Origin of the sequence: Streptomyces tsukubensis (assembly GCF_003932715.1) — a bacterium.
GTDB lineage: Bacteria > Actinomycetota > Actinomycetes > Streptomycetales > Streptomycetaceae > Streptomyces > Streptomyces tsukubensis.
In genome coordinates, this window is sequence record NZ_CP020700.1 from 2,944,333 (window position 1) to 2,966,672 (window position 22,340).

Here is a 22,340-nt window from a genome sequence, read left to right on the forward strand (position 1 = left end):
AGCACCACCATGCAGAAGCGAGTCCGCGCCGTTCTCATCACCCCGAACGACACCATGCTGCTGATCAAACGCGTCCGCCCCGGCATCCCCGTGTACTGGGTAACCGTCGGAGGCAAGGTCGAGCCGGCGGATGCCTGCCCTGATGACGCGCTGCGGCGCGAGGTCCGCGAGGAGATCGCCGGCGAGGCCGAGATCGTCGGTCTCCTCCACACCATCGAGACCGAAGACGAGCGACAGGACTTCTACCTGGCCAGGGTCGAGAAATGGAACTTCGACGACCGCACCGGCCCCGAGTTCAGCCAGGAAGGCCGGGGCGAATACCTGCTGGAGGAGATTCCCCTGACCACCTCGGCCGTCGACGCCGTCAACCTCCTCCCCCGGCAGTTCGCCGCCGTACTGCGTGAGGCGATCGCACTTGGCGAACTGCTGACCTGACCCCGCTGACCCCGGCGGTCGGGCCGCCGGAGCCCGCGCCCGTCGACCCGGGCCGGGAACCGGCCTCACCGGGGCGGCCTCTCCGCAGGCGCCGGTGCACCAAGAGCGCTCAGCTTCCGGGCCGCGCCAACAGGCCCTCGACCAGATGTTCCAGCGCATCCACCGCCTCCGCGCGCGCCGCATCGGGGTCGTCCGCGTGGGCCACCATCAGGGCCGCCTCGTCCAGGGCGCCGAGGAGGATATGGGCCAGGGGCGGTACGGGCCTGGGGGGCATCGCCCCGGAGGCCATCGCCGACTCCAGGGCCGCCGTGACCACCCCGAGGCCGTGCTCCTGGCCGATCTCGCGCCATCGCCGCCAGCCCAGCACGCCCGGCGCGTCCAGCAGCAGGATGCGCTCCACGTCCGGTTCAGCAAAGGCGTCGAGAAAGGCGCGCGCACCCGTCTTCAGCGCCTGCACCGGATCCGCCGCGGATGCCGTGATCCGCCCGGCGATCCGCTCGGTCAGCTCCGCCTCGACCGTCTGCACCGTGGCGTCGAACAGATCGGTCTTGTCGCGGAACTGGTGGTAGAGCGCACCCCGGGTCACCCCGGCGGCCCGGACGATCTCCTCGGTCCCCACCCCCGCGTAGCCGCGTTCGGCGAACAGCGTCCGGGCGGCGGAGACAAGAGCCGCCCGGGTCGCCCGGGACCGCTGGGTGTGCTTGGTGCCGGTCGGTTCCATCCTGCCCCCTTGAGTTCCGTACAGTCTGCATGCCACTGTACGTACATACAGTCTGTATGTAATTTTGACGCGAGGGGCGCAGCCATGCCACAGCTCACGCTCGACCAGGGAACCGTCCACTACCGGGACACCGGTGAAGGCGAGCCGGTGCTCCTTCTGCACGGCTACCTCATGGACAGCAGACTCTGGGAACCCGTCGTCGAACGGCTCGCCCCGGACTTCCGGTGCATCACTCCCGACCTGCCCCTGGGCGCCCACCGCATCCCGATGAACCCCGGCGCGGACCTCAGCCTGGCGGGGATCGCCCGGATGGTCGTCGATCTGATCGCCGGGCTCGGTCTGCCCCGGGTGACCCTGGTCGGCAACGATCTCGGCACGGCCGTCGCGCAGTTGGTCGCCGCCCGCCACCCCGAGCGGATCGGCCGTCTCGTCCTCACCAACGGCGAGTGCTTCGACAACTGCCCCTCGCCCTGGTTCAGATCACTCGGCCCCGCCTCCCGGGTGCCCGGGCTGCTCGCCCTGACCTTCCGGGGCCTGCGGTTGCGTGCGGTCCGCCGGATGCCCTTCGCGTTCGGGCTGCTGACCAAGGGTGCACTGCCCCATGAGCTGATCGACGACTGGCTGGGGGCCTTCTTCACCGACCCCGGGGTCCGGCGGGACTGCATCAAGGTCACCCGTGGGATCGTCCCCACGGCCCTGCTCGAACCGGCGGTGCGGCTCGCCTTCTTCGACCGGCCCACTCTGCTCGTCTTCGCCCGCGAGGACCGGCTCTTCCCGTATGCGCACGGCGAGCGGCTGGCCGCGCTCGTGCCCGGCGCCCGGCTGGAGACGGTTCTCGACAGCCGGACCTGGCTGATGCGCGATCAGCCCGAGCTGACGGCCCGGCTCATCGGGGACTTCATCCGCAGCACCCCCGTGGACGCGGCACCGGCGGAGATGAGCTAGACCACAGGAACGCGGTCTAGGACATCGCCAGTTCGGCCCAGACCGTTTTGCCGGGGGCGCCGGGGGTGCGGACGACGCCCCAGTCGAGGCAGAGGCGCTGGACGATGAACATGCCGTGGCCGCCGGGGCGGCCGGCCCGGTGCGGGGTGCGGGGGGCCGGCTGGCCCGCGCCCCCGTCGGAGACCTCCAGGCGCAGCACCTTGCCGTCGCAGGCGACCCGCAGTTCGTCGGGGCCCTCCGCGTGCAGGCAGGCGTTGGTGACCAGTTCGGAGACGACGAGGAGTACGTCCTCGGCGGCGGCCCGGCGGTCGGCGGATGCGGCGGGCAGCCAGCCCCAGTCGTAGAGCGCCTGGCGGGTGAAGTCGCGGGCCAGCGGCACGATCCCGGCGGCGCCGGCCAGCGCCAGCCGCCGCACCTGGCGCACGGGGCGGGCAGCACCGTGCGGTGCCGTGTCGTACGGCGCGGTGGGGGCGCTGCGCCCCCCGGCGTCGCTCGGCTCGGGGCCGAGGTCGCCCGGCTGCGGCCGGGTGGTGCTCATCGGCGCTTCACCTCACCCAATCACCAGATCGCCTGCTTGCTGGACATCAGAGTGCCCGACGGCGCACGCTCCGTGCGGGACCTGTGGAAACTCTTCTGCCCCGCGGATCAGTGACAACACTCACCCGTGCCGTCGAAGGAAAAACCTGCGGAATCGCGCGGGAGGTGCTGCTCAGCGGCCGAGGGCCGCGTCGACCGTCTCGTGGAGGGTGAAGACCGCGCCCGCTCCGGTGATCTCCAGCACCCTCGCCACCACCGGCTGCATCGCGGCCAGATGGACTCCGCCGCCGGCGGCCTCGGCTTTGAGCCGGGCGGTCAGCAGGACGTTCAGTCCGGTGGAATCGCAGAATTCGAGCTGCGAGCAGTCGAGGACGAGCCGGGAACGCCCTTCGGCGAGGGCTTCGTCCAGCGGGACGCGGAGCAGTTCGGCCGTATGGTGATCCAGCTCACCGGCCGGTGCGATGACCGCGCTGCGGCCCTCGGTCCTGACCTCGACCCGGAGGCGGCCCTGACTGACGCCGCCCGTGGCGGTACCGCGGTCCATGTACGCCCCTTCGCGCCTGTGATGTGCCCCGAACCTTACGCCTTATTGGCGCGCGCCAGCCATGCGGCACCCCCCAGAAAACTCAACAAAACAGACATAAGCCTCAATTAACATTTGCATCCACCCGGGATAACCGGGTAGGGCTTGTAAGGACAACGCAACGGGACCGTCCCACGACCGGCATTGGAGGCGCCGCTCACCGCAGCTCGCACTGGGCTTCGGCAGCCACATGCCGAGAACGATGGAGGAGACGCATGTCACCCCGGCTCGACGCAACGGTTACCCCCACCACCGCCACGTCGGCACAGGAAGCATCCGTAACACCGACCGCAGCAACGGCCACCACGGCGGCGCCCGGCACGGATCCCGTGCCCCCGGTGGCCACGGAGACCGCCGCCCCGCAGGACCCGCTCGCCGATCTCGACCTTCCCGAGGTCCCCTTCGACGAGGTCGCTCCGCTCGACGCGCGAGCCCTGTCGAAGACGCTCTTCGCCCGCCTCCAGGAGCTGGAGGAGGGCACCCACGAGTACGCATACGTCCGCAACACCCTCGTCGAACTGAACATCGCCCTGGTCAAGTTCGCCGCCTCCCGCTTCCGCTCCCGCAGCGAGCCGATGGAGGACATCATCCAGGTCGGCACGATCGGCCTGATCAAGGCGATCGACCGGTTCGAACTGGCGCGCGGAGTGGAGTTCCCCACCTTCGCGATGCCGACGATCATCGGCGAGATCAAGCGCTTCTTCCGGGACACCAGCTGGTCCGTCCGGGTGCCGCGCCGCCTCCAGGAGCTCCGCCTCGACCTCGCCAAGGCCGGTGACGAACTGTCCCAGCGCCTCGACCGCTCCCCCACGGTCGCCGAACTGGCCGAGCACCTCGGGCTCTCCCGCGAAGAGGTCGTGGAGGGCATGGCCGCGAGCAACGCCTACACGGCGAGCTCGCTGGACGCCCAGCACGAGGAGGACGACAGCGAGGGCACCCTCGCCGACCGGATCGGCTACGAGGACCACGGTCTGGAAGGCATCGAGTACATCGAGTCCCTCAAGCCCCTCATAGCAGGACTGCAGCCGCGGGACCGTAAAATCCTGTCTCTGCGCTTCGTCGCGAACATGACGCAGTCGGAGATCGGTGAGGAACTCGGCATCTCCCAGATGCATGTGTCCCGGCTGCTCTCCCGCACGCTGGTGCGGCTGCGCAAGGGACTGACGCTGGAGGAGTGACGCCGGAGACCGTCCGGCGCCACGGCCGCCGGACGGCACGGCGCGGAGCCACCCGCTCCGCCCCCGACGCGCAGGGCCCCTCCCACCCGGGAGGGGCCCTGCTCCGTCGTTGTCCGTTCGTCATTGACGGAGCGCCCGCAGTGGTCCACATTGGCGACGGGTTCTTGGGGGGACGGAAATGGCTCAAGGGGAGGGCCGGCCTTCGTCCGTTTCATCCTCGGCGCCGTACGCGGCGATCGAGGAGATGATGCGGGCCAGGCTGGGCCGTGAATGTCTGTACGTACCGTCGTGCCGGCTCGGCATGTACCTGGCGCTGCGGCACTGGGTGAAACCGGGCGGCCGGGTGCTGATGGCGCCGGTCAACGACGACGTCATCTTCTTCGTCGTGCTCGCCGCCGGACTCCGTCCGGTGATGGCCCCCGTCCACCACGAGGACGGCTCCATCGACATGGCCGCCATCCCGGACTCCACCTGGGAAGGCCTGTCCGCCGTCCTCACGGTCAATATCTACGGCAACCCCGACCCCGTCATGGAGCTGCGTTCCCGCTGCCATCTGATGGGCATCCCGCTGATCGAGGACTGCGCCCACGCCATCGGCACCAGCGTCGGCGGACGGCTCGTCGGCACCTTCGGCGAGGCGTCCACCTACAGCCTCGGCAAGCACCTCGGCGCCCGAACCGGCGGCATCCTGTCGATCGCCGACCCGTCGCAGCGCCGCGCCCTCGAAGCCGCCAGGGACGAACTGCTCTCCTCGGGAAGCTTCCTCTCCGAGCTGGCGTACGGCATCCGCCCCTACCTGGAGACGGCGGTACGGGGACTGCGGCTCACGTCGTTGGCGTGGGCCGTGGTAAGGATGCTCGGGATGGAGGAACGCGGCCCCGAGATCCGGATGCCGCTCCGCGCCGCACGGCTGGTGGAGGCCCTGAACCACACCCCGTCGCTGCTCCCCTTCAACGACTGGGTGAAGGTGGACATGCACGACTACCGGATGCGGCCCGGCCCCCTGCGGCTCCGCCGCACGGAACGCATGCTCGCCGAACTGGACACCCTGCTGCGGGCCTACCGCGAGGGGACGGCGAAGCTGCTGGCCTCCCGCTGGGCGATCAGCCGGCCCGGCCCCGTACAACCGCTGTTCCAGGTGCCGCTGCTGGTCGAGGACCGGGAGGGGACCAGGGAGCTGCTGCACCGCAACCGGATCAACACCGGCTATCTCTACGACCCGCCGCTGGACGTGTACGCCGCCGCCTTCACCGAGCACTCCCGGACCCCGGAGGCGGCCGAATGGTTCGGCCGGCACGCGATGCCCGCCGACCCGCTGAAGGCGGACCGGATCCTCAAGGTCCTCGACAAGGCCGGGGTGGCCCCCGCGCCGCCGTTCTCCCCCCGCCAGGTCACCCGGCACCCGCTGTCGACCGGCCGCAAGGTGCGGCGGCCGTCGTCGCGCACCCTCACCACCGAGGCGTTCAGCACCTTCCCCACGTTCCCCGAGGCACCGGCCGCGCCCGGCCCCGTCTCCGTCCCGGCGGACCCCCCCGACACCTCAGCCCCGGGCGTCCCGCCCGGCTACCACGAGCAGTCCACCATGCAGCTCCGCGCGGCCGATCTGTTCCCCGAGGACCACACGGTGCAGATACGGACCCCGGCCGCCCCGGGTCACTTCCCGGGCGAGCCGCGTGCCTGACACCGACACCACCCAACTGCGCATCCCGCCGGACCCTTCCGACACCATGATGCTGCGCCGGGTCCCCTGGTCCGCGGCCGTCTCCGCACCGCACCGGCCGCCCGCCGGGAAGGGCGAAGGCGACGGCGACGGCAGCGGTACGGAGGAGGACAGCGGCGGCGACTCCCTCTTCCGCAACGCCTACGCCCTGATGCTGTCGACCGCCGTGTCGGCGGCCCTCGGGCTCGGCTTCTGGCTGGTCGCCGCCCGCTTCTACTCGAAGGAGGCCGTCGGCGAGGGCTCCGCCGCCATCGCCGCGATGCGGCTGCTGGCCTCGGTCGCCGCCACCACGATGATCGGCGCGGTGGTGCGGTACGTGCCCCGCGCCGGGCGCCGCACCGGGCCGCTGGTGTGGCGGATGTACGTCGTCGCCTCCGTCGTCGTCGCGGTCTCGTCGACCGGCTTTCTGCTGACCCTGCCGCTGTGGGGCGAATCGTACGAACCACTGGGCGGGCTCTGGCCCGGACTCTGCTTTGTGCTGTCCTGCGTCGGCTGGGCGCTGCTCACCCTCCAGGACGGGGTGCTCACCGGGCTGCGCCAGGCCTTCTGGGTGCCCCTCGGCAACGCCGTGTTCTCCATCGGCAAGCTGCTGCTGCTCGCCGCGTTCGCGGGCGCGCTGCCCGTCCTCGGGATCTTCGTCTCCTGGGGCGCCGCGATCGCCCTGTCGACGGTGCCGCTGGCCTGGCTGATCTTCCGGAAGCTGATCCCCCGCCAGGCCGCCGCCGACCGGGACCGCGAACCGCCCCGGCTGAAGGAGATCGGCCGCTTCCTCGCGGGCGACTCGGTCGGCGCGATGTTCTCCCTGGCGATGATCAACCTGCTGCCGGTGATGGTCGCCGTCCGCTTCGACTCCACCCTCAACGGCTACTTCTACATCGCGTACACCGTCGGCGGCACGATGGAGTTCATGGCCATCAACATGGCCTCCTCGCTGACCGCGCACGCCTCCCACAGCCCCGAGACGCTCGCCGCCGGGGTGCGCGGCGCGCTGCGCCGGATGGCGCTGCTGCTGGTGCCGGTGGTCGGGATCCTGGTGCTGTTCGCGCCGCTGATCCTGGCCCCCTTCGGCTCGTCGTACGCGGAGAACGGCACCACCGTGCTGCGGCTGCTGGCCGCGGCGGCGCTGCCCCGGGTCGCGGTCGAGCTGTACATCGGGGTGCTGCGGGTCCAGGGCAGGACCGGCATGCTCGCCGTCGTCCAGGGGCTGATGTGCGCCATGGTGCTCGGCAGCGCCGCGATGCTGACCGGCCCGGCGGGGATCGCGGGCGCGGGCTGGGCGATGCTGCTGTCCATGCTGGTGATGGCCGTGGTGGTGGCGCCCGGTCTGCGCGGCGCGCTGGCGGGCCGGGAGCCCGAGCCGTCGAAGCTGTGGACGCGGCTGGTCGCCCGGGGCGCCGCGAAGGAGGCCGAGTACGGCACGGACTGGGCGCGGAAGACCGCCGAGCGGCGGGAGCGGGTGGCCCGGGACGAGGAGGAGTACGGCGCGGCCGCCTACGGGTGGAGCGGGCACGATACGGCGACTCCCGCGTTCGGCATCCCCGTCTTCGTACCGCCCGAGCCGAAGGAGACCACGCCCGTCACCGGCCCGGCGGCCCCGGCAGGACCCACCGAATCGCGGATCGCGCTCGCCCTCTGGCTGCTGCTGGGGCTCGCGGCGACGCTGTTCTGGGGTCCGCTGCTGTCCGCGCCCGACCTTCCCGCGGCCCAGGTGCTGTCCGGCAAGGAGCTGCTGAAGGCCCTGCCGCCGCTGACGGTGACCGCGGTGGTGCTGCTGATCGTGGTGCACAGCGCCGCGCTGTCGCTGCTCCGGCCGCGGACCGGACTGCTGTCGGCGGCGATGCTGATGACGTTCGCCGCCCTGCACACCGCGCCCGCCGCGCTGGGCTGGGAGCCGGAGCCCGCGGACGGCGTCCTGTACGAGACGGTGGCGCGCTTCCTGGGGGCGGCGGCCGGTTTCGGGGACACCGAGGGCCTGTTGCGCTGGCTGCCGACGGTCGCGCAGTTGCTGCTGCTGGTGGCCGTGATGGCCGTACTGCGGACCCTGACGGTGCCCGAGCCCGCGCAGTGGGGGATTCTGTGGGTGCTCACGGTGTGCGGCTGGGCGCTCCAGCGTCCGCTGGCCCCGGTCGCGCTGCCGCTGTACCTGGCGGTGGCCGTCCTCGCCGCGGTGCTGGTGTGGCGGGCCGTACGACGGCCCCGTGCCCCCGCCGCGGCCTTCGGACGGCCGGACGCGCGGGCGGGCGATTGACGTGTCGGAGCCGACGATGACGACGGCGGCACACCGCGGGCGGCCGTAAGACCGTGCCGTACCGAAGCCGTACAAGCCGTGCCGTACCGAAGCTGTGCCCGATAGCTGTGCCGTACTCCCCGAGCTGTGCCGAACTCTGAGCAGGACCGAGAACCATCCGAGGTGAAGCGTGCGACGACCACCCACCGAATCCGGCAGACCGGTGCCGCAGCCGGGTCCCGGCCGTCCCGACCCCGGCGGTCGGCGCCGGCGGGACGGCGGAACGGCGGGAGCCGGGGTGGACCAGCCGACCATGGGGCTCTCCGTGGCGGGTCTGCGCGCCGCGGTCGCCGCCGCGGCCCCGGCGGGCGGTGAACCGGGCGGGCCCCGGCGGCCCGGCCGCCTCCCCGGGGTGGAGATACCCGACCGCCGCACGCTGATCACCCTGGGCGGCCCGCTCGCCGTCGCCCTGCTGCTGTGGGCAATCGCGGTGGCGACCGTCGACGTCTCCGACCTCTCCGCCTTCGGCCTCACCAAGGAACTCCCGCTCGTCTACTGGCTGGGACTGGCCGTGCTGACGGGCGGCTTCTGGCACTGCGTCCGCGACCCCCTGCGCAGCAACCTCTGGCCGCTGGCGTACACCGTCGGTCTGCTGGTCTTCGAACGCGCCACCCAGGCCGTGGTCTATCCGACGCCGCTGTACGCCTGGGCCTGGAAGCACGACGCCGTCATCGAGCACCTGATCGACGCGGGGCGGCTCCAGCGCGGCCCCGAACTCGCCGAGATGGCCGTCTACGACCAGTGGCCCGGCTTCTTCGCCGCCCAGGCCGCGGTGGTCAAGCTGACCGGGGCCGAGAACGCGCTGGCGTTCATGGCCTGGTGGCCGCTGCTCTCCAGCCTGCTGATGGTGCTGCCGCTGCTGCTGATCTACCGCACCTTCACCCAGGACCGGCGGCTCGTCTGGACCGGCGTGTGGATCTTCTCCGTGGCGAACTGGGTGGGGCAGGACTACTTCTCGCCGCAGTCGATGGCGTTCCTGCTCTACCTGGGGGTGATCGCGGTGGCGCTGCGGCGGGCCGAGGCGCCCGCGCCGGGCCGCCGGGCCCGGCAGATCGTCTGGACCGCGCTGCTGGTGCCGCTGATCGCCGCGATCGTGGTCTCCCACCAGCTCACCCCCGTGATGCTGGTGGTCAGCCTGGCGGCGCTGTGCGTGATGGGCCGCTACCGCGACTGGACCCTGGTGATCGTCCTGGTCCTGGTCTTCGCCGCCTGGAACCTCACCGCCTCGCTGCCGTTCCTCCGCGAGGCCGTGCCCGACATGATCAAGTCCTTCGGCGATGTGAGCAGCAATCTGGAGCGGGGCTACGGTTCGGTGCCGACGGGCAGCGGGGCGCTCTTCGCCTCCTGGGCCGCGCGGATCCTGTCGGCGCTGGTGGTCCTGCTGGCCGCGGCCGGGGTCTTCCTCGGCGGAAAGCCGCTGCGGACCCGGGCCCGGCCGCTGCTGCTGCTCGCCGGGGTGCCGCCGCTGCTGGCGATCGCCAACGGCTACGGCAGCGAGATGATCTTCCGGGTGCTGATGTTCATGCTCCCGTTCCTGGCGTTCTTCGCGGCCGCGGCGCTGCTGCCGGTGACCCGGGCCGCCGGAACCTCCCGGGCCGCCGCGGGCGCCGACCGGCCGCGGCCCGCGACGGGCGTACGGTACGCGCTGGTCCCGGCCGTGGTGCTGACGGTGCTGACCGCGCTGTTCGTCCCGAGCTACATGGGCAAGGACCGGCTGAGCTACTTCCCGCCGGACGAGGTGAAGCTGGTCAAGGACCTGCTGCGGACGGCCCCGAAGGGCTCCATGGTGGTCGCGGCGCACCGCAACTACCCGGCCGCCTACGACCGGTACTGGGACGTGAGCCACTACTGGTTCCTCGACGACGCCAGGTTCCACGTGGACCAGATCGTGAAGGAGCCGGCGAAGACGCTGGCGAGTGATATGTCCGGGGTCCGGGCGCCGGGTGAGGCGTACTTCCTGTACACGCGCGCCCAGGTGGCGAACTCGGAGATGAACGGGCTGCTCACGGTCGAGCAGATGCAGAGCATCGAGAAGGACGTGGCGGCGTCGCCGCTGTTCGAGAAGGTCGCGAGCAACAGCGCCGGGGCCGTGTACCGGTTGAAGAGCTCGGCGGGGAGGGCGTCATGAGACCCGGCAACGGTTGGGACGACGAGGGCGACGGGGCGTCGCGGCGGCGGGATCAGGATCCGGATCGGGATCGGGATCGGGATCAGCGGTACGGCACGGGTGACGGCGACGGGGCGTCGCGACGCCCGGAGCGGGCCCCGGAGCGGGATCCGGGGCCGTACGGGACGGACGGAGGCGGCTGGTTCGCCTCCGGCGCCGGCGGCGGGCCCGAGGGCTCCGCCCGGTACGACGGTACGGGTCCCGGGCCCGGAATCCTGCCGGTCCCGCCGCGCGCGCCCGGCCGCAGGCGCCGCCCGGAATCCGCGCCCGGGGTCGGCAGCGGCACCGGCACCGGCACCGGCACCGGAGAGACGCCCCGGGCCGACGGCCTGCCCGTGCCCGGATACGGCACCGGGGCCGGGACCGGGAACCTGCCGGGCACCGCGGCCTCGCCCGGCCGACGGCACCGTCCGGGGTCCCCGCCCGGTGACGCAGAGGTCTCCAGGACCACCGGCCCGCCCACACCCGCATACGACACCGGGGCCGGGGACCTGCCGGGCAACATGCCCGTGCCCGGGGACCAACCCGCAGCCGCATACAACACCGGGGACGGGGATCTGCCCGGCGCTACGGCCGCGCCCGGCCGACGGCGCCGTCCGGGGTCCCCGCCCGGGGCCGGGTCCGACGCCGGGGACCTGCCCGTGCCCGGCCCGGAGGCCCGGCCGCAGTTCGGTCCCGGGTCCTCACCCGGGTACGGCGCCGGGGACGGAACCCCGGCCGACAGCCCGCGCGCACCCGGCCGCCGACGCCGCCCGGGGTCCCCGCCCGGTGACGCAGAGGTCTCCAGGACCACCGGCCCGCCCACACCCGCATACGGCACCGAAGCCGGAGACCTGCCGGGCAACATGCCCGCGCCCGGGGACCGGCCCGCAGCCGGATACAACACCGGGGACGGCAACCTGCCGGACACCACACCCGCGCCCGGCCGCCGACGCCGCCCGGGGTTCCCGCCCGGGGACGGGTCCGTCGCCGGGGACCTGCCCGGCCCCGAGGCCCGGCCGCAGTTCGGGTCCGGGCCCGCATCCGGCGACGGAACCCGGGCCGACAGCCCGTTCACGCCCGGCGCCGGGCCACGGCGGAACCGGCGTGCGGACCGCTTCGGCGCCGGGACCGGCGAGGTCCCCGTACCGCCGCCGTACACGCCCCCGGCACCCCCGGCGCCCCCCGTACCGCCCGTCTCTCCCCCGCCGGAGGCGACCCCGCGCCGCGCCCGCCGGGCCGCCCGCCCCGCGCCCCTGCCGGGTGAAGGGCCCGGCACGGCACCCTTCCCGGCGCCCGCCGCCGCCCCCCGCTCCCTCCCCCGGGAGTCCCCCGCCGTCCGGTTCGGGCCGGTCGCCGCCGGGCTCGTCGCCCTGCTCGCGACCCTCCTCCCGGACGGGAACCCGCTGCGCTGGCTGCCCGTCGTGCTGTTCCTCGTCGCCGGTCCCGGTATCGCCGTCCTCCGGGTCTGCGAGCCCCGGCTGCGCCGGGACAGCGCCGTCGGCCCCGAGGACGACTGGGAGCACGGTTTCAGCCGCGACTCCGACCGGCTCGAACTGCTGATGCTCGCCGTGTTCCTGAGCGTCTCCCTGGTTGTGCTCGGCGCCACCGCGCTGATCGCGCTGAAGTTCTTCAGCGGTACGGGTCTGCTGCTCCTCCTCACCGGCACCACCGCGGTCGCCGCCGCATGCCCGAGGCTTCCCGAGGGCAGACATCGGTACGAAACCCCCGCAACACCACCCCAGGAGGGGTGAATCCGCCCCGGCAGGGGCGGCCCGGACACCGAGGGAAGGCCGATCAGCGCACGTGATGAACCACGGAAGGCTGTGGGCACTGTCCACAGCCCTCGTGGGGGCTCTGCTCCTGGGCTTCGTCGCCCTGGAGGACACCACCCCGCGCACCGACGCCCGCCCGTCCCCCGATGCCCCCGAATGCCGGGTGACGGCGAAGCTGGTGCCGCCGTGCGGTGCCTGGTTCGGGGCGTACGTCCGGCACGAGAAGCCGGATCTTGAGGAGAAGGTCCTCGCCTACGAGAAGCGGATCGGCCGCAAGCTGGACATCGTGTACGCGTACCACGACATGTCCACGGACGATCTCGAAGGGCAGCTGGTCACCGAGCAGGAGCGGAAGGTCGGGCAGGAGCGGATGCTGCTGCTGTCCTGGGAGAGCAAATGGTGGGGCGGTACGGACGCCCAGCAGCCGCGCTGGACCGATATCGCCTCCGGCGCGTTCGACGAGAGCGTGATCGACGTCCAGGCGCGGCGCATCAAGGAGTACGGGAAGCCGCTGTTCCTCTCCTTCGATCTGGAGATGGACACCCGGATCCCCGACGACGGCACCCCGGAGGAGTTCACGGCCGCCTGGCGGCACATCCACGACCGGTTCCGGGAGCTGGGGGTCACCAATGTGGTGTGGACCTGGACCGTCACCGGCTATCCGGGCTACAACGAGCTGGTCCCGAAGCTGTATCCGGGGGACGCGTACGTCGATTGGATCGCGTACAACCGCTACAACTACTACCGGTGCCACGACACCGATTGGGTCTCCTTCGGGGAGACCCAGCGCGATGTCCACCGGTGGATCCGGGAGAACATCTCGGACCGCAAACCGCTGATGCTCTCCGAGTTCGGCTCGGCGGACGATCCGTCGCGGCCGGACCGGCAGGCCGAGTGGTACGCGGAGGTCCCGTCGGTGGTGAAGGAGCTGGACGGGGTGCACGCCGCGCTCCAGTGGAACTGGCGCGACCCCGGCCCGTACTGCGATCTCTCCCTGGCCCGTGACTCGTCCTGGAAGAGCCTGGGCGACGCCGTCGCGGACCCGTTCTTCCGGCAGAACCGCCCCTGGTAAAGCCACCGGGCCGCTGGGCCTCAGCCCGCGAAGACCGGTCCGCGGACGGCCGCCCTGGCCCGCCGGTACCAGCGCCAGCCGGCCGTTTTGAACGATTCGGGGAACGGCGCCACCGGCACCCCGGTCCCGGCGAGCCACGCCTCGACGTCGGCGACCGTATGCGTCCGGCGCACGATCAGCCGGGCGATGCGGTAGGTGTCGTCGGTCTGGGAGCTGAGCGCGTGCCGGACGGCGACCGCGGAGGTGTAGCCCGCGCGCAGGGCGGCCTTCCGCACCCCCCGGCTGCTGTAGCCGTGCGGATAGGCGAGATGGGTCACCTCGTGCCCGAGGAGGTCCTCCAGCACCGCGCGCGGTTCCCGCAGTTCGCGTTCGAGGGCGTCCCGGCGCAGGGTGTCGAGCTGGGGGTGGGTGACGGTGTGGGTGCCGATCTCCATGCCGTACTGCTCCAGGAGCGGCACCTGGTCGAGGGTCATCATCGGCGCGGGCGGCAGCAGGCTCCGGCCGCCGGGGGTGATCGCGCCCGTCGTCAGATAGGCCGTGGAGGGCAGGGAGCGCTCCGCGAGCGCTTCGGCCGTCGGCCCGGGCAGATCGGCGAAGCCGTCGTCGATGGTGAGGATGACCGGCCGTTCGGGCAGCGGCGCGCCGGCGGTGAGGTGGGCCACGAACGTGCCGACGGTCACCGGGGTCCGCCCGGAGGCCACGACGGCGTCGAGTTGGGCGGTGAACTCCCGGGGCGTGACGGTGAACTCGGCGATCCACGCCGGGGGGTCGTCCATGACGGCGTGGTACAGCAGGACCGGAATATACGGTCTGCCCGGCGTCGTCGGGTCGTTCATGGCTGCTCCTTGCCCCGTGGCTCCCACGGCGGCCGTACGCCCCGCACCCTGCGGCGCGCCCTGGCATAGCCGAGGGGTCCGGCGAGCATGCCCCGCCGCTCCAGCTTCGACAGCTGCCGTGGCCACGGATAGTCGTGCGTGCCGTGCGCCCCGGGCACGGCCCCGGCGCCGGAATCCCGGTGCGGACGCGGCTGGGTGTCCGCGGGTACGGAGTCCCGGTGTGCCGTGATCGTACGGGCGTGGGCCAGGCCGCGGGGCAGTTTGCGCAGCAGCGACGGCAGCAGGGAGGGGTGCCGGACCAGCAGGGCGGTCAGATAGGCGGTGAGCCCGGCGCCGTAGCCGTACGCCTGGTTCGTCAGGTCCTGCCAGGTCTCGCGGTGGTGGTGCCAGACCAGTGCCTCGGGGCTGTAGCGCAGCCGGTGGCCTGCGGCGAGGACGCTGACGAAGGCGTAGAGGTCGTCGCCGCCGCGGGCGGGGGTGCCGGTGCCGGTGGCCGGGTCGAAGCCCCCGGCGGCGCGCAGGGCGGCGGCGCGGAAGGCCATGTTGGCGCCGGAGCCGAAGCTGCCCGCGGTGAACGGGAACAGCGGTTCGTCGGCGGGCGGAAGCGCCGGATCGTACGTCTTGGCCGCGAAGCCCTTGGCGAAGCCGCCGTGGCTCTCCAGCAGGATCTGGGCGGGGGTGCCGAGCAGGGCGGGGAGGATCAGGCCGGTGGTGCAGCCGAGCCGGGGGTCGTCGGCGAAGGGCCGGGTGAGCGCGGTCAGCCACTGCGGATCGGCGATGACGTCGTCGTCGGTGAAGGCGACGATCTCGCCGTCGGCGGCGGCCACGCCCCGGTTGTGGGCGATCGCGAGTCCGGGCACGGGCTCGGTGACGTACCGCACGGGCACGTCCCGGTGCGCGTACTTCTCGACCAGATCCCGGGTCGCGGTGGTCGCGGGCGCGTTGTCGACGACGACGATCTCGTAGTCGGGGTGGTCCTGTTCGAGGAGGGAGTCGAGGGCCCGGGCGAGCTGGTCGGCGCGTTCCCGGGTGGCGACGACGACGCTGGTACGGGGCGGGGTGCCGGTGGCGTCCGGGGCGGCGGGCAGTCCGGTGCGGGCGAGCCGGGCGCGGGCATGGGCAGCGACGGCGTCGGCGGGGTTCTTGCCCGCGGGGACCGTGCAGACCACGGTGGCGACGGGCCTGCCGTGCACCCGGACCAGGGCGTAGACGTCGTCGCCGCTCTCGATGGGCACGGCGGGCGGCAGGGCGGGCCCGAAGGAGACGACCTCGCCGTCGGGTCCGGCCAGGTCGAGCTGGGCGACCCGGATCGGGGTCGGCGGTGCGGGCGCGGCGGGGGCGGCAGGCGGCGGGGGCTGGGGTGTCACGGGTGCGGGTTCTTTCTTCGGTTTCTTCGGTACGGGGCCGCTCGGCGCGGCGGGGTGTCCTGCGGACGGCTCCGGGGGTACGGCGGCGGGGCCGGGTGGTCCCGGTCCGTCGTCCGACGGACCCGGCTCGGACCGCGCCCGGGCGGTTCGGCCTCCGGTCCCGAGTGACGCCTCCGGGGCGGAATCCCGGGCCGGTCCCGGGCCGGAATCCCCGGCCCGGTTCCAGGGCTCCGGCCCCGGCGGCATCGACCGGCGCGCAGCGTCCGGTCCCTGCCCCGGGGACCGGACCACAGGTCCCGGACCGGGATCCGGGCCGGACGGCCCGCCGGCCGGAGGGCGGCCGCCGCCCCGGGCGCCCGGGCGGGACCCGGCCCGCCCCGGACCGAGGCCCGGCCCGGCATCCGGCGGGACCATATGCGTCGGTCTCATCCCCCTGGCCTCCGCGTCAGCGGCCCGCGCGGCCCGCGCGGAGCTTCCCGAGGCCGTTCAGCGTGCGCTGTGCCTGCGCCGCGAGCTTCGGGCGTTCGCGGACGAAGCCGTGGGCGCGGCGCGGCGGCTCGCGCAGCAGCCAGTGCAGCGCGGCCCCGGGCCCCGGCCGCAGTACCGCGCCCTCGTGGACCCGGAGTTCCCCGGTGTGCAGCGAATCCTTGTACTCCGCGTCGCCGCGCCCCAGGTCGAGCAGGCCGATCCCGGCCGCCGCCGCGCCCTCCGCCATCCGCAGATGCAGCACCAGGCCCGGCGAGTACTTGGCGAACGCCGGGTCGTAGGAGGGGAACCAGCAGGCGAGGAGGGTTTCGGAGCGGAGGCCGAAGTGCGCGGCGACCGGGCGGTCGGCCACGTACAGCACGGACAGCACTCCGGAGCAGCCCGGATCGTCGGAGGCGTGCAGCCGCCGGACGAGTTCGGCGATCCACTCCCTGGCGAAGCGGTCGCCGCGGCCGGTGCGGCGGTACTGCGCGGACTTCCACTCCATGAGCGTCGCCAGCGCCGCCGGGTCGCGTTCGTCGAAGACGAAGCGGACCTCCCCGGCCTGCCGGGCGAGTCTGCGCTCCTTGGCGAGGGTGGTTTTGAGGAACTTCGGCGCCCGGACCCGCAGCACGTCCTCGTAGGCCGGATAGCCGCCGGAGACGTCGATCACCGGCGAGCGAAAGGATTCGGCAGCGGGACCGGAACCGGCGGGGACGAACAGCTCCTGGCCGTCCTCCAGATTGTCGAACTCGAACACCGAGAGCCCGCAGGCGGCGAGCAGCTCGCGGCCGGTGAGCCCGAGACCGGGGGCGAGCACCGCGCCCTGGCAGTCGGAGACGCCGAGGCCGACGGCCCGGCCGCGGCCGAACGCGGAGCGTTCGAAGGGCAGGAACCCCACGGGTTCGGCCGCTTCGCCGTCTCTCCACAGAACCGCCACGCGGGTCTCCGGCCGGACCCGGCCGACGGCCAGGGTGAACCCCGGCTCCATGAAGGGACTGGCGGGCGCCCCTTCGGCGATCATGGCCCGGCGCAGTGCCCGCCAGGCCTCCAGTTCGCGCTCACCCAGCTCGGCGGGTGTCACTATCCGGACACGGACACCACGCGCGGTTCCGGTGGCGGTTGCGCCCGGCGCGTCGACGAGGCTCATCGGACCCCCGGCCTCCCCTGAGTTCTCCCGGGACAGGACGGTACCGGGCCATTGCCGACAGGATAGACAGCCCCGGCGAGGTGTGCCGTTGCTGTGAAGACTTGGGGAGGACGTTACCCCCGGGAAGTCCGTTTCCTCCCCGGGGTGGGGAACGAGCGCGCCCCGGCTTGACCAACTGATATTCGAACACGGTCGGTTGATCGTAGGATTCTTACGCTTCCGTCCCCCTGCGGGAGTCCGACGTGTCCGGGAAGGACTCTGTCTCCAGTGACCTCTTCAGCGCTCGTCGCCCATATACGTCAGATACACCAGATGCGCCAGATGCGTCCGGCATTCTCCGCGTCCGCACCGCTTTGCAGTCATGTACCCGGCTTCATGGATTCACCGGCGCCGGGCCGCAGATGGTGAGCCGGGACACCCGGGCGACCGCCCGGACCCCTTCGCCCTCTCCTTCCCCTTCTTCTTCCGCGTCCCCTTCTTCCCCTTCTTCCCCTTCTTCTTCGCCTTCGGTACGGACTCCGGTCTGGTGGCCCCTGCTGACCCTCGTGGCCGTCGCCGCGGCGGCTGCGGGCGCCGCCGAGTACACCCCCGTCGACTGGCGCCGGATCGTCACGGGTGCCGCCGCGGGCGCCGCGGTGCTGCTGTTCTTCTGGGTGCTGCTGCTGGCACGGCTGCTGCGCCGGCAGCGCCTCCGTCACGCCGCGGACCGGCGCACCGACGAGGCGCGCGCCGCCGAGGTGGCGCATCTGGCCTCCGTACGGGTCCCGGCGATCGCCGAGCGGCGGCGCGAGGGCCGCGGGCTGGACGACGTCCCTGGCCCCCTCTCACCGGCCGCCGACACCGGTGAGGACTTCGCCGCCGCGCTGGACCTGATCGTCGCCGCGCTCGGCTCGGACGAGGCGGTCCGCCGCGAGCGGGCGCTGCGCGACGCGGTCCAGGCGGCCTTCGAGTCCGTCGCCCGCCATATGCACGCCATGGCCACGGTCCAGCAGCAGGTGCTGGACGAGGTGGAGCAGAGCATCGAGGACCCCGAGCTGATGTCCGGGGTGATGAAGGCGGACCACGCCGCCGCGCAGATGACCCGCAAGGCGCAGACGCTGCTGGTGATGTGCGGGGTGTGGCCGGCCCGCCGGGAGAACCGCCCGGTGTCGCTGTACGACTGCGTGCGCGGCGCGCAGTCGCGGATCGTGGAGTTCGCCCGGGTCGAGGTGCACGGCGGCCAGTCGCTGTACGTCGTACCGCCCGCCGTCGAGGGCGTGATGCACGCGATCGCGGAACTGCTGGAGAACGCCACCGTGTTCTCGCCCTCGCGCACCCAGGTCGTCGTCACGGTCCGGGAGGTGGGCTCGGGGGCGGTCGTGGAGATCGACGACGCGGGGCTGGGGATGGCCCCGGACGTCCTGGACCAGGCCACGGCCAGGATCCGCGACGAACTCGACCTGGCGAACCTGGGCGCGGTGCCGAAGCTGGGGCTGGCGTGCGTCGGCCGCTGGACCCGGGAGCTGGGGTTCAGCGTGGAGCTTTCGGCGGCCTCGGCGTACGGCGGGACCCGGGCGGTGGCGTTCCTGCCGTACCGGCTGCTGACCGAGCCGCTGTCGCACTTCGCACAGGGCGGTACGGGCGCGGGCGCGGGCGTGGGCACGGGCGCGTACGGCCGGGGTCCGGGTGCCCGGGAGGCCGCGGGGTCCGGGGCGGGGGCCGGGATGTCCGCGGGCCGTGCTCCGGCGGCGTACGGCGCCCCGGAGGTCGGCGGGCGCTCCGCCCGTACGGCCTATCCGTACGGCAACCGCCCGCCGGAGGCGCGTTCCTGGGGCGTGTCGGACGGTCCGGCCGGGGACACCCGGGCGGCCCTGCCGCGCCGCCGCAGCAGGCGGGGCGCGGCGGTCGAGGCGGCGGCCCAGCAGGCGCTGGGCCCGCGGGTGCCGCCCGCCGAACGCCCCCTGCACCCGGCGCCGCAGCCCCCGATCCCGCCCGCGCCCGCGATGCCGGAACGGGCCGCGGGCTGGAGCCCGGAGGATGCGCGGGCTTCGGTGGCGAACGTCCTGTCGGGCACGCGCCGGGGCCGGGCGACGGTCGCGGAAGCGCGGGAGCGGGCCCGGGCGGAGGCGGAAGCATGGCCGGGGACGGGGCCGGGCGACGACGGGTACGGGGACGCCGGTTACGAGGAGGCCGCGCCCGCCGCGTACGAGCCGCCGTACGACTCCCGCACCCACCACACGTACAACACGACCTACGACACCTCGTACGACCCCCGTACGGACGGCGGCGCACCCCGTCCCCCCGAACCAGACGTCCATCATGGAGGCAGACCGTGACCGGGTTCATTTCGACACTCCCCGACGTGGGCTGGATGCTCAGGCCGTTGATCGAAATCCCGGGTGTCCGGCACGCCGTCGTCGTCTCGGAGGACGGCCTGCGGCTGGGCCACGCCTCGGCGCAGCGGCTCCGCGGCCCGGTCGGTGAGCTGAGCGTGGCGCAGGCCGAATCGCTCTCGGCGGCCTGCGCGGCGATGAACATGACGGGCAGGTCCACCGCGTCGCTGCTGTTCGGCGCGGGGGCCGGCATGCGGCAGCTGATGCTGGAGTCCGAGCACGGCTTCGTCCTCTTCTCGCAGGCCGGGGTGGGCGCGCATCTGGCCGTGGCGACGGGCACCGACGCCGACGTCGGCCTGGTCGCCCAGCAGATGCAGCTGCTGGTGGCCAAGATCGGGGCGCACTTGAGCAGTCAGCCGAGGGACCCCGTGGCCGACACACGATGACGGACCTTCCGGAGGAACGCCCCGGGCAGGGTCCGGAACAGCGGACCACCCCGGCGGTCAGGCCGTATGTGATCACCCAGGGTCGCGCGGGCACCGGTGCCGAACCGCTGCCGTGGGAGACCCTGGTGATGGCGACGGATGCCGCGTTCCCCGCGTCCCTCCAGCCGGAGCACCACATGATCCTCCGGCAGTGCCAGGGGCTGCTCTCGGTCGCCGAGGTGGCCGCGTACCTCGGGCAACCGCCCTCCGTGGTGCAGGTACTGCTGGCCGACCTCGTCGACTGGGGCCTGGTGGTGCTCCGTCCCCCCATTCCGCCGGCCGACCGCACCGATGTGACCATGCTGAGAAAGGTCCTCCATGGCCTCGAACACCGTCTCTGACCCCCGGGACCGGGACACCCCCGGTGAGCGGGGCCCGGGACACGGCCCGGGACACCGGAGCCAGTCCGCTCCCGCCGCCCTTCCCGCTCCTCCTCCTGCCCCCGCCGACGGCGACGCTCCCGGGAAGTACGTCCCGGCGAGCGTCAGGGGCGCGGCCAAGATCCTGGTCGTCGGCCCGCTGGGGGTCGGGAAGACCACGCTGATCGGCACGGTCTCGGAGATCAAACCGCTCTCCACGGAGGCGGTGATGACCCAGGCGGGGGCGGAGGTCGACACCCTGGTGCGGGCCGGGAAGACCACCACGACCGTGGCGCTCGACTTCGGCCGGATGACCATCGACGGCGCGCTGGTGCTCTATATCTTCGGCACGCCGGGGCAGCAGCGGTTCCTGCCCGCCTGGCGGGAGCTGGCCCGGGGCGCGCTCGGTGCGCTGGCGCTGGTCGACACCCGTAACCTGGCGGCGTCCTTCGACGCGCTGGGCAATCTGGAGGATCTGGGGCTGCCGTTCGCGGTGGCGGTCAACGACTTCCCGGGCAGCCCGCGCTATCCGGAGGAGGAGCTGCGCGGGGCGCTGGACCTGCTGCCGGGCACCCCGCTGGTGTACTGCGACGCACGGGACCTGCGGTCGTCCGTGGGGGCGCTCATCGCGCTGCTGGAGCATCTGATCGACGACGACGCCCCGGGCCGGGACACGGCCGCGGGCGGCCCTCGGTGACCTATCCCCCGCAGCATGCCTACCCCGCGTCCCGTACCCCCGGCGGCCGGTGTCCGGTGGCGCCGTCGCTCTACGGTCCGGAGCCGGACGGCAATGCGCTGCCCGCGTTCTACGAGGAGCTGCGGCGCGAGTACGGGCCGGTGGCACCGGTCACGGTGGCGCCCGGGGTCCCGGCGTGGCTGGTGATCGGGCACCGCGAGGTGCTCCACCTCACCCGTGAGGAGGGGGACTTCTCGCACGATCCGCGCCGCTGGTCGCTGCTGCGGGAGGGGCGGGTGCTGCCGGAGTCTCCGATCATGCCGCTGGTCGGCTGGCGTCCGGCACTGCTGTACGCGGACGGGCAGCAGCACCGGCGGATGCGGGCGGCCGTGTCGGAGGCGATCGCCCGGATCGACGGCCATGAACTGCGGCGCAGCGTACGGGCGACGGCGGAGGAGCTGATCGTGTCGTTCGCCGCGCGCGGGGAGGCGGACCTCGTCGCCCACTATGCGCAGAAGCTGCCGTCCCAGGTGATCATCCGGCTGCTCGGTCTGGACGAACGCACCGGCCAGCAGCTGATCTGGGCGATCACGGGCACGGTCGCGGCGAACGCGGACTCCGTGAACGCCAGCCGGCGGATGGGGGCGATCCTCTCCGAACTGGTCGCCGAGAAGCGGTCCCGTCCGGGCGATGACCTCACCTCCACCCTGCTGGGCCACCCCGCGCGGCTCACCGACGAGGAGGTGGTGCACAACCTGGCGGTGATGTTCCTGGCGGGCAACCACACGACGGTGAACTGGATCTCCGCGACGCTGCGCGTACTGCTCTCCGACCCGGCGTTCCGCTCCTCCCTCGCGGGCGGCCATCTGACCGTGGACGACGCCCTGGACCTGGTGCTCTGGCGCCACCCCCCGACCCAGCACTTCCCGGCCCGCTACGCCACCCGCGACCTCACCCTGGGCGGTCGCGCGATCCGCGCGGGCGACATGCTGCTGCTGGGCCTGGCGGGCGCCAACCAGGACCCGGCGATCCTCCCGCCGGACGGCGCCCCGGTGGTGGGCAACCGCTCCCATCTGGCATTCGGCGCGGGCCCGCACGCCTGCCCGGCCCAGGACCCGGCGCGCCTGATCACCCGCACGGCGGTCGACACCCTCCACCACCGCCTCCCGGACCTGCGCCTGTCCGTCCCGGAATCCCAGCTGACGTGGCTCCGCTCCCCGTGGAGCAAGGGCCTGGCGGCGCTGCCGGTGAGATTCGGGCCGAGGCGGTAGCGCCGGATCCGCGAGACCGG

19 protein-coding genes are annotated in these 22,340 nt (G+C 73.1%); 13 read left to right on the top strand and 6 right to left on the bottom strand.

The features are described from left to right. Positions 1-9: 9 nt before the first annotated feature. Positions 10-435: an NUDIX hydrolase gene (locus B7R87_RS11290; RefSeq protein WP_006348903.1), complete on the top strand. Its 426-nt coding sequence runs from the start codon at positions 10-12 to the stop codon at positions 433-435. A 109-nt stretch (positions 436-544) separates the two neighbouring features. On the opposite strand, the gene B7R87_RS11295 is transcribed toward B7R87_RS11290, so the two are convergent. Continuing rightward, positions 545-1,156: a TetR/AcrR family transcriptional regulator gene (locus tag B7R87_RS11295; protein ID WP_006348902.1), complete on the bottom strand. Its 612-nt coding sequence runs from the start codon at positions 1,154-1,156 to the stop codon at positions 545-547. An 84-nt stretch (positions 1,157-1,240) separates the two neighbouring features. Between B7R87_RS11295 and B7R87_RS11300 the strand changes: the two genes are divergently transcribed. Beyond that, a complete protein-coding gene (locus B7R87_RS11300) occupies positions 1,241-2,101 on the top strand; it encodes an alpha/beta fold hydrolase (protein ID WP_006348901.1) in 861 nt (286 codons plus the stop codon). 16 nt (positions 2,102-2,117) lie between these two features. Here the strand turns inward: B7R87_RS11300 and B7R87_RS11305 are convergent, their stop codons facing one another. After that, entirely contained in the window at positions 2,118-2,639 is a 522-nt protein-coding gene (locus B7R87_RS11305; protein ID WP_130585040.1) for an ATP-binding protein, read from the bottom strand. A 171-nt stretch (positions 2,640-2,810) separates the two neighbouring features. Continuing rightward, positions 2,811-3,182 (bottom strand): STAS domain-containing protein, encoded by a 372-nt coding sequence (locus B7R87_RS11310; RefSeq protein ID WP_006348899.1) that lies wholly within the window; start codon positions 3,180-3,182, stop codon positions 2,811-2,813. A 254-nt stretch (positions 3,183-3,436) separates the two neighbouring features. Here B7R87_RS11310 and B7R87_RS11315 point away from each other — a divergent pair, with 254 nt between their 5' ends. The 6 genes from B7R87_RS11315 to B7R87_RS11340 all read left to right on the top strand — a co-directional run bounded on the left by B7R87_RS11315 (position 3,437) and on the right by B7R87_RS11340 (position 13,399). Beyond that, positions 3,437-4,399 (top strand): RNA polymerase sigma factor SigF, encoded by a 963-nt coding sequence (locus tag B7R87_RS11315; RefSeq protein ID WP_078902332.1) that lies wholly within the window; start codon positions 3,437-3,439, stop codon positions 4,397-4,399. A 178-nt stretch (positions 4,400-4,577) separates the two neighbouring features. After that, positions 4,578-6,080: a DegT/DnrJ/EryC1/StrS family aminotransferase gene (locus B7R87_RS11320; protein WP_233168813.1), complete on the top strand. Its 1,503-nt coding sequence runs from the start codon at positions 4,578-4,580 to the stop codon at positions 6,078-6,080. A 49-nt stretch (positions 6,081-6,129) separates the two neighbouring features. After that, positions 6,130-8,367 (top strand): lipopolysaccharide biosynthesis protein, encoded by a 2,238-nt coding sequence (locus tag B7R87_RS11325; RefSeq protein ID WP_045853055.1) that lies wholly within the window; start codon positions 6,130-6,132, stop codon positions 8,365-8,367. Positions 8,368-8,644: 277 nt separating this feature from the next. Then, positions 8,645-10,534, top strand: coding sequence for a glycosyltransferase (locus tag B7R87_RS11330; protein WP_233168814.1), 1,890 nt, complete (start codon positions 8,645-8,647; stop codon positions 10,532-10,534). Then, entirely contained in the window at positions 10,531-12,306 is a 1,776-nt protein-coding gene (locus B7R87_RS34075; protein ID WP_269847451.1) for a hypothetical protein, read from the top strand. Before B7R87_RS11330 ends, B7R87_RS34075 begins: the two co-directional genes overlap by 4 nt. A 94-nt stretch (positions 12,307-12,400) precedes the next feature. Further along, positions 12,401-13,399, top strand: a complete 999-nt coding sequence (locus tag B7R87_RS11340; RefSeq protein ID WP_233168818.1) for a glycosyl hydrolase — start codon at positions 12,401-12,403, stop codon at positions 13,397-13,399. Positions 13,400-13,419: 20 nt separating this feature from the next. Here the strand turns inward: B7R87_RS11340 and B7R87_RS11345 are convergent, their stop codons facing one another. From B7R87_RS11345 to B7R87_RS11355, 3 genes are all read right to left on the bottom strand, one after another. After that, positions 13,420-14,235 carry a polysaccharide deacetylase family protein gene (locus B7R87_RS11345; RefSeq protein ID WP_006348892.1) on the bottom strand — a complete coding sequence of 272 codons (816 nt, stop codon included), beginning with the start codon at positions 14,233-14,235 and terminating at the stop codon, positions 13,420-13,422. Next, positions 14,232-15,602, bottom strand: coding sequence for a glycosyltransferase (locus B7R87_RS11350; protein ID WP_006348891.1), 1,371 nt, complete (start codon positions 15,600-15,602; stop codon positions 14,232-14,234). The genes B7R87_RS11345 and B7R87_RS11350 overlap by 4 nt, the downstream gene beginning before the upstream one ends. Before the next feature lie 445 nt (positions 15,603-16,047). Then, positions 16,048-17,217 carry a GNAT family N-acetyltransferase gene (locus B7R87_RS11355; protein WP_006348890.1) on the bottom strand — a complete coding sequence of 390 codons (1,170 nt, stop codon included), beginning with the start codon at positions 17,215-17,217 and terminating at the stop codon, positions 16,048-16,050. Between the two features lie 545 nt (positions 17,218-17,762). Between B7R87_RS11355 and B7R87_RS33485 the strand changes: the two genes are divergently transcribed. The 5 genes from B7R87_RS33485 to B7R87_RS11380 are packed head-to-tail and all read left to right on the top strand — an operon-like array spanning position 17,763 to position 22,320. Beyond that, positions 17,763-19,532 (top strand): ATP-binding protein, encoded by a 1,770-nt coding sequence (locus B7R87_RS33485; protein WP_233168819.1) that lies wholly within the window; start codon positions 17,763-17,765, stop codon positions 19,530-19,532. Beyond that, positions 19,529-19,975, top strand: a complete 447-nt coding sequence (locus B7R87_RS11365) for a roadblock/LC7 domain-containing protein (RefSeq protein WP_006348888.1) — start codon at positions 19,529-19,531, stop codon at positions 19,973-19,975. The genes B7R87_RS33485 and B7R87_RS11365 overlap by 4 nt, the downstream gene beginning before the upstream one ends. After that, positions 19,972-20,355, top strand: coding sequence for a DUF742 domain-containing protein (locus tag B7R87_RS11370; RefSeq protein ID WP_006348887.1), 384 nt, complete (start codon positions 19,972-19,974; stop codon positions 20,353-20,355). Before B7R87_RS11365 ends, B7R87_RS11370 begins: the two co-directional genes overlap by 4 nt. Then, positions 20,333-21,070, top strand: coding sequence for a GTP-binding protein (locus B7R87_RS11375; protein WP_006348886.1), 738 nt, complete (start codon positions 20,333-20,335; stop codon positions 21,068-21,070). The genes B7R87_RS11370 and B7R87_RS11375 overlap by 23 nt, the downstream gene beginning before the upstream one ends. Then, entirely contained in the window at positions 21,067-22,320 is a 1,254-nt protein-coding gene (locus tag B7R87_RS11380; RefSeq protein WP_006348885.1) for a cytochrome P450, read from the top strand. The genes B7R87_RS11375 and B7R87_RS11380 overlap by 4 nt, the downstream gene beginning before the upstream one ends. Positions 22,321-22,340: the final 20 nt, after the last annotated feature.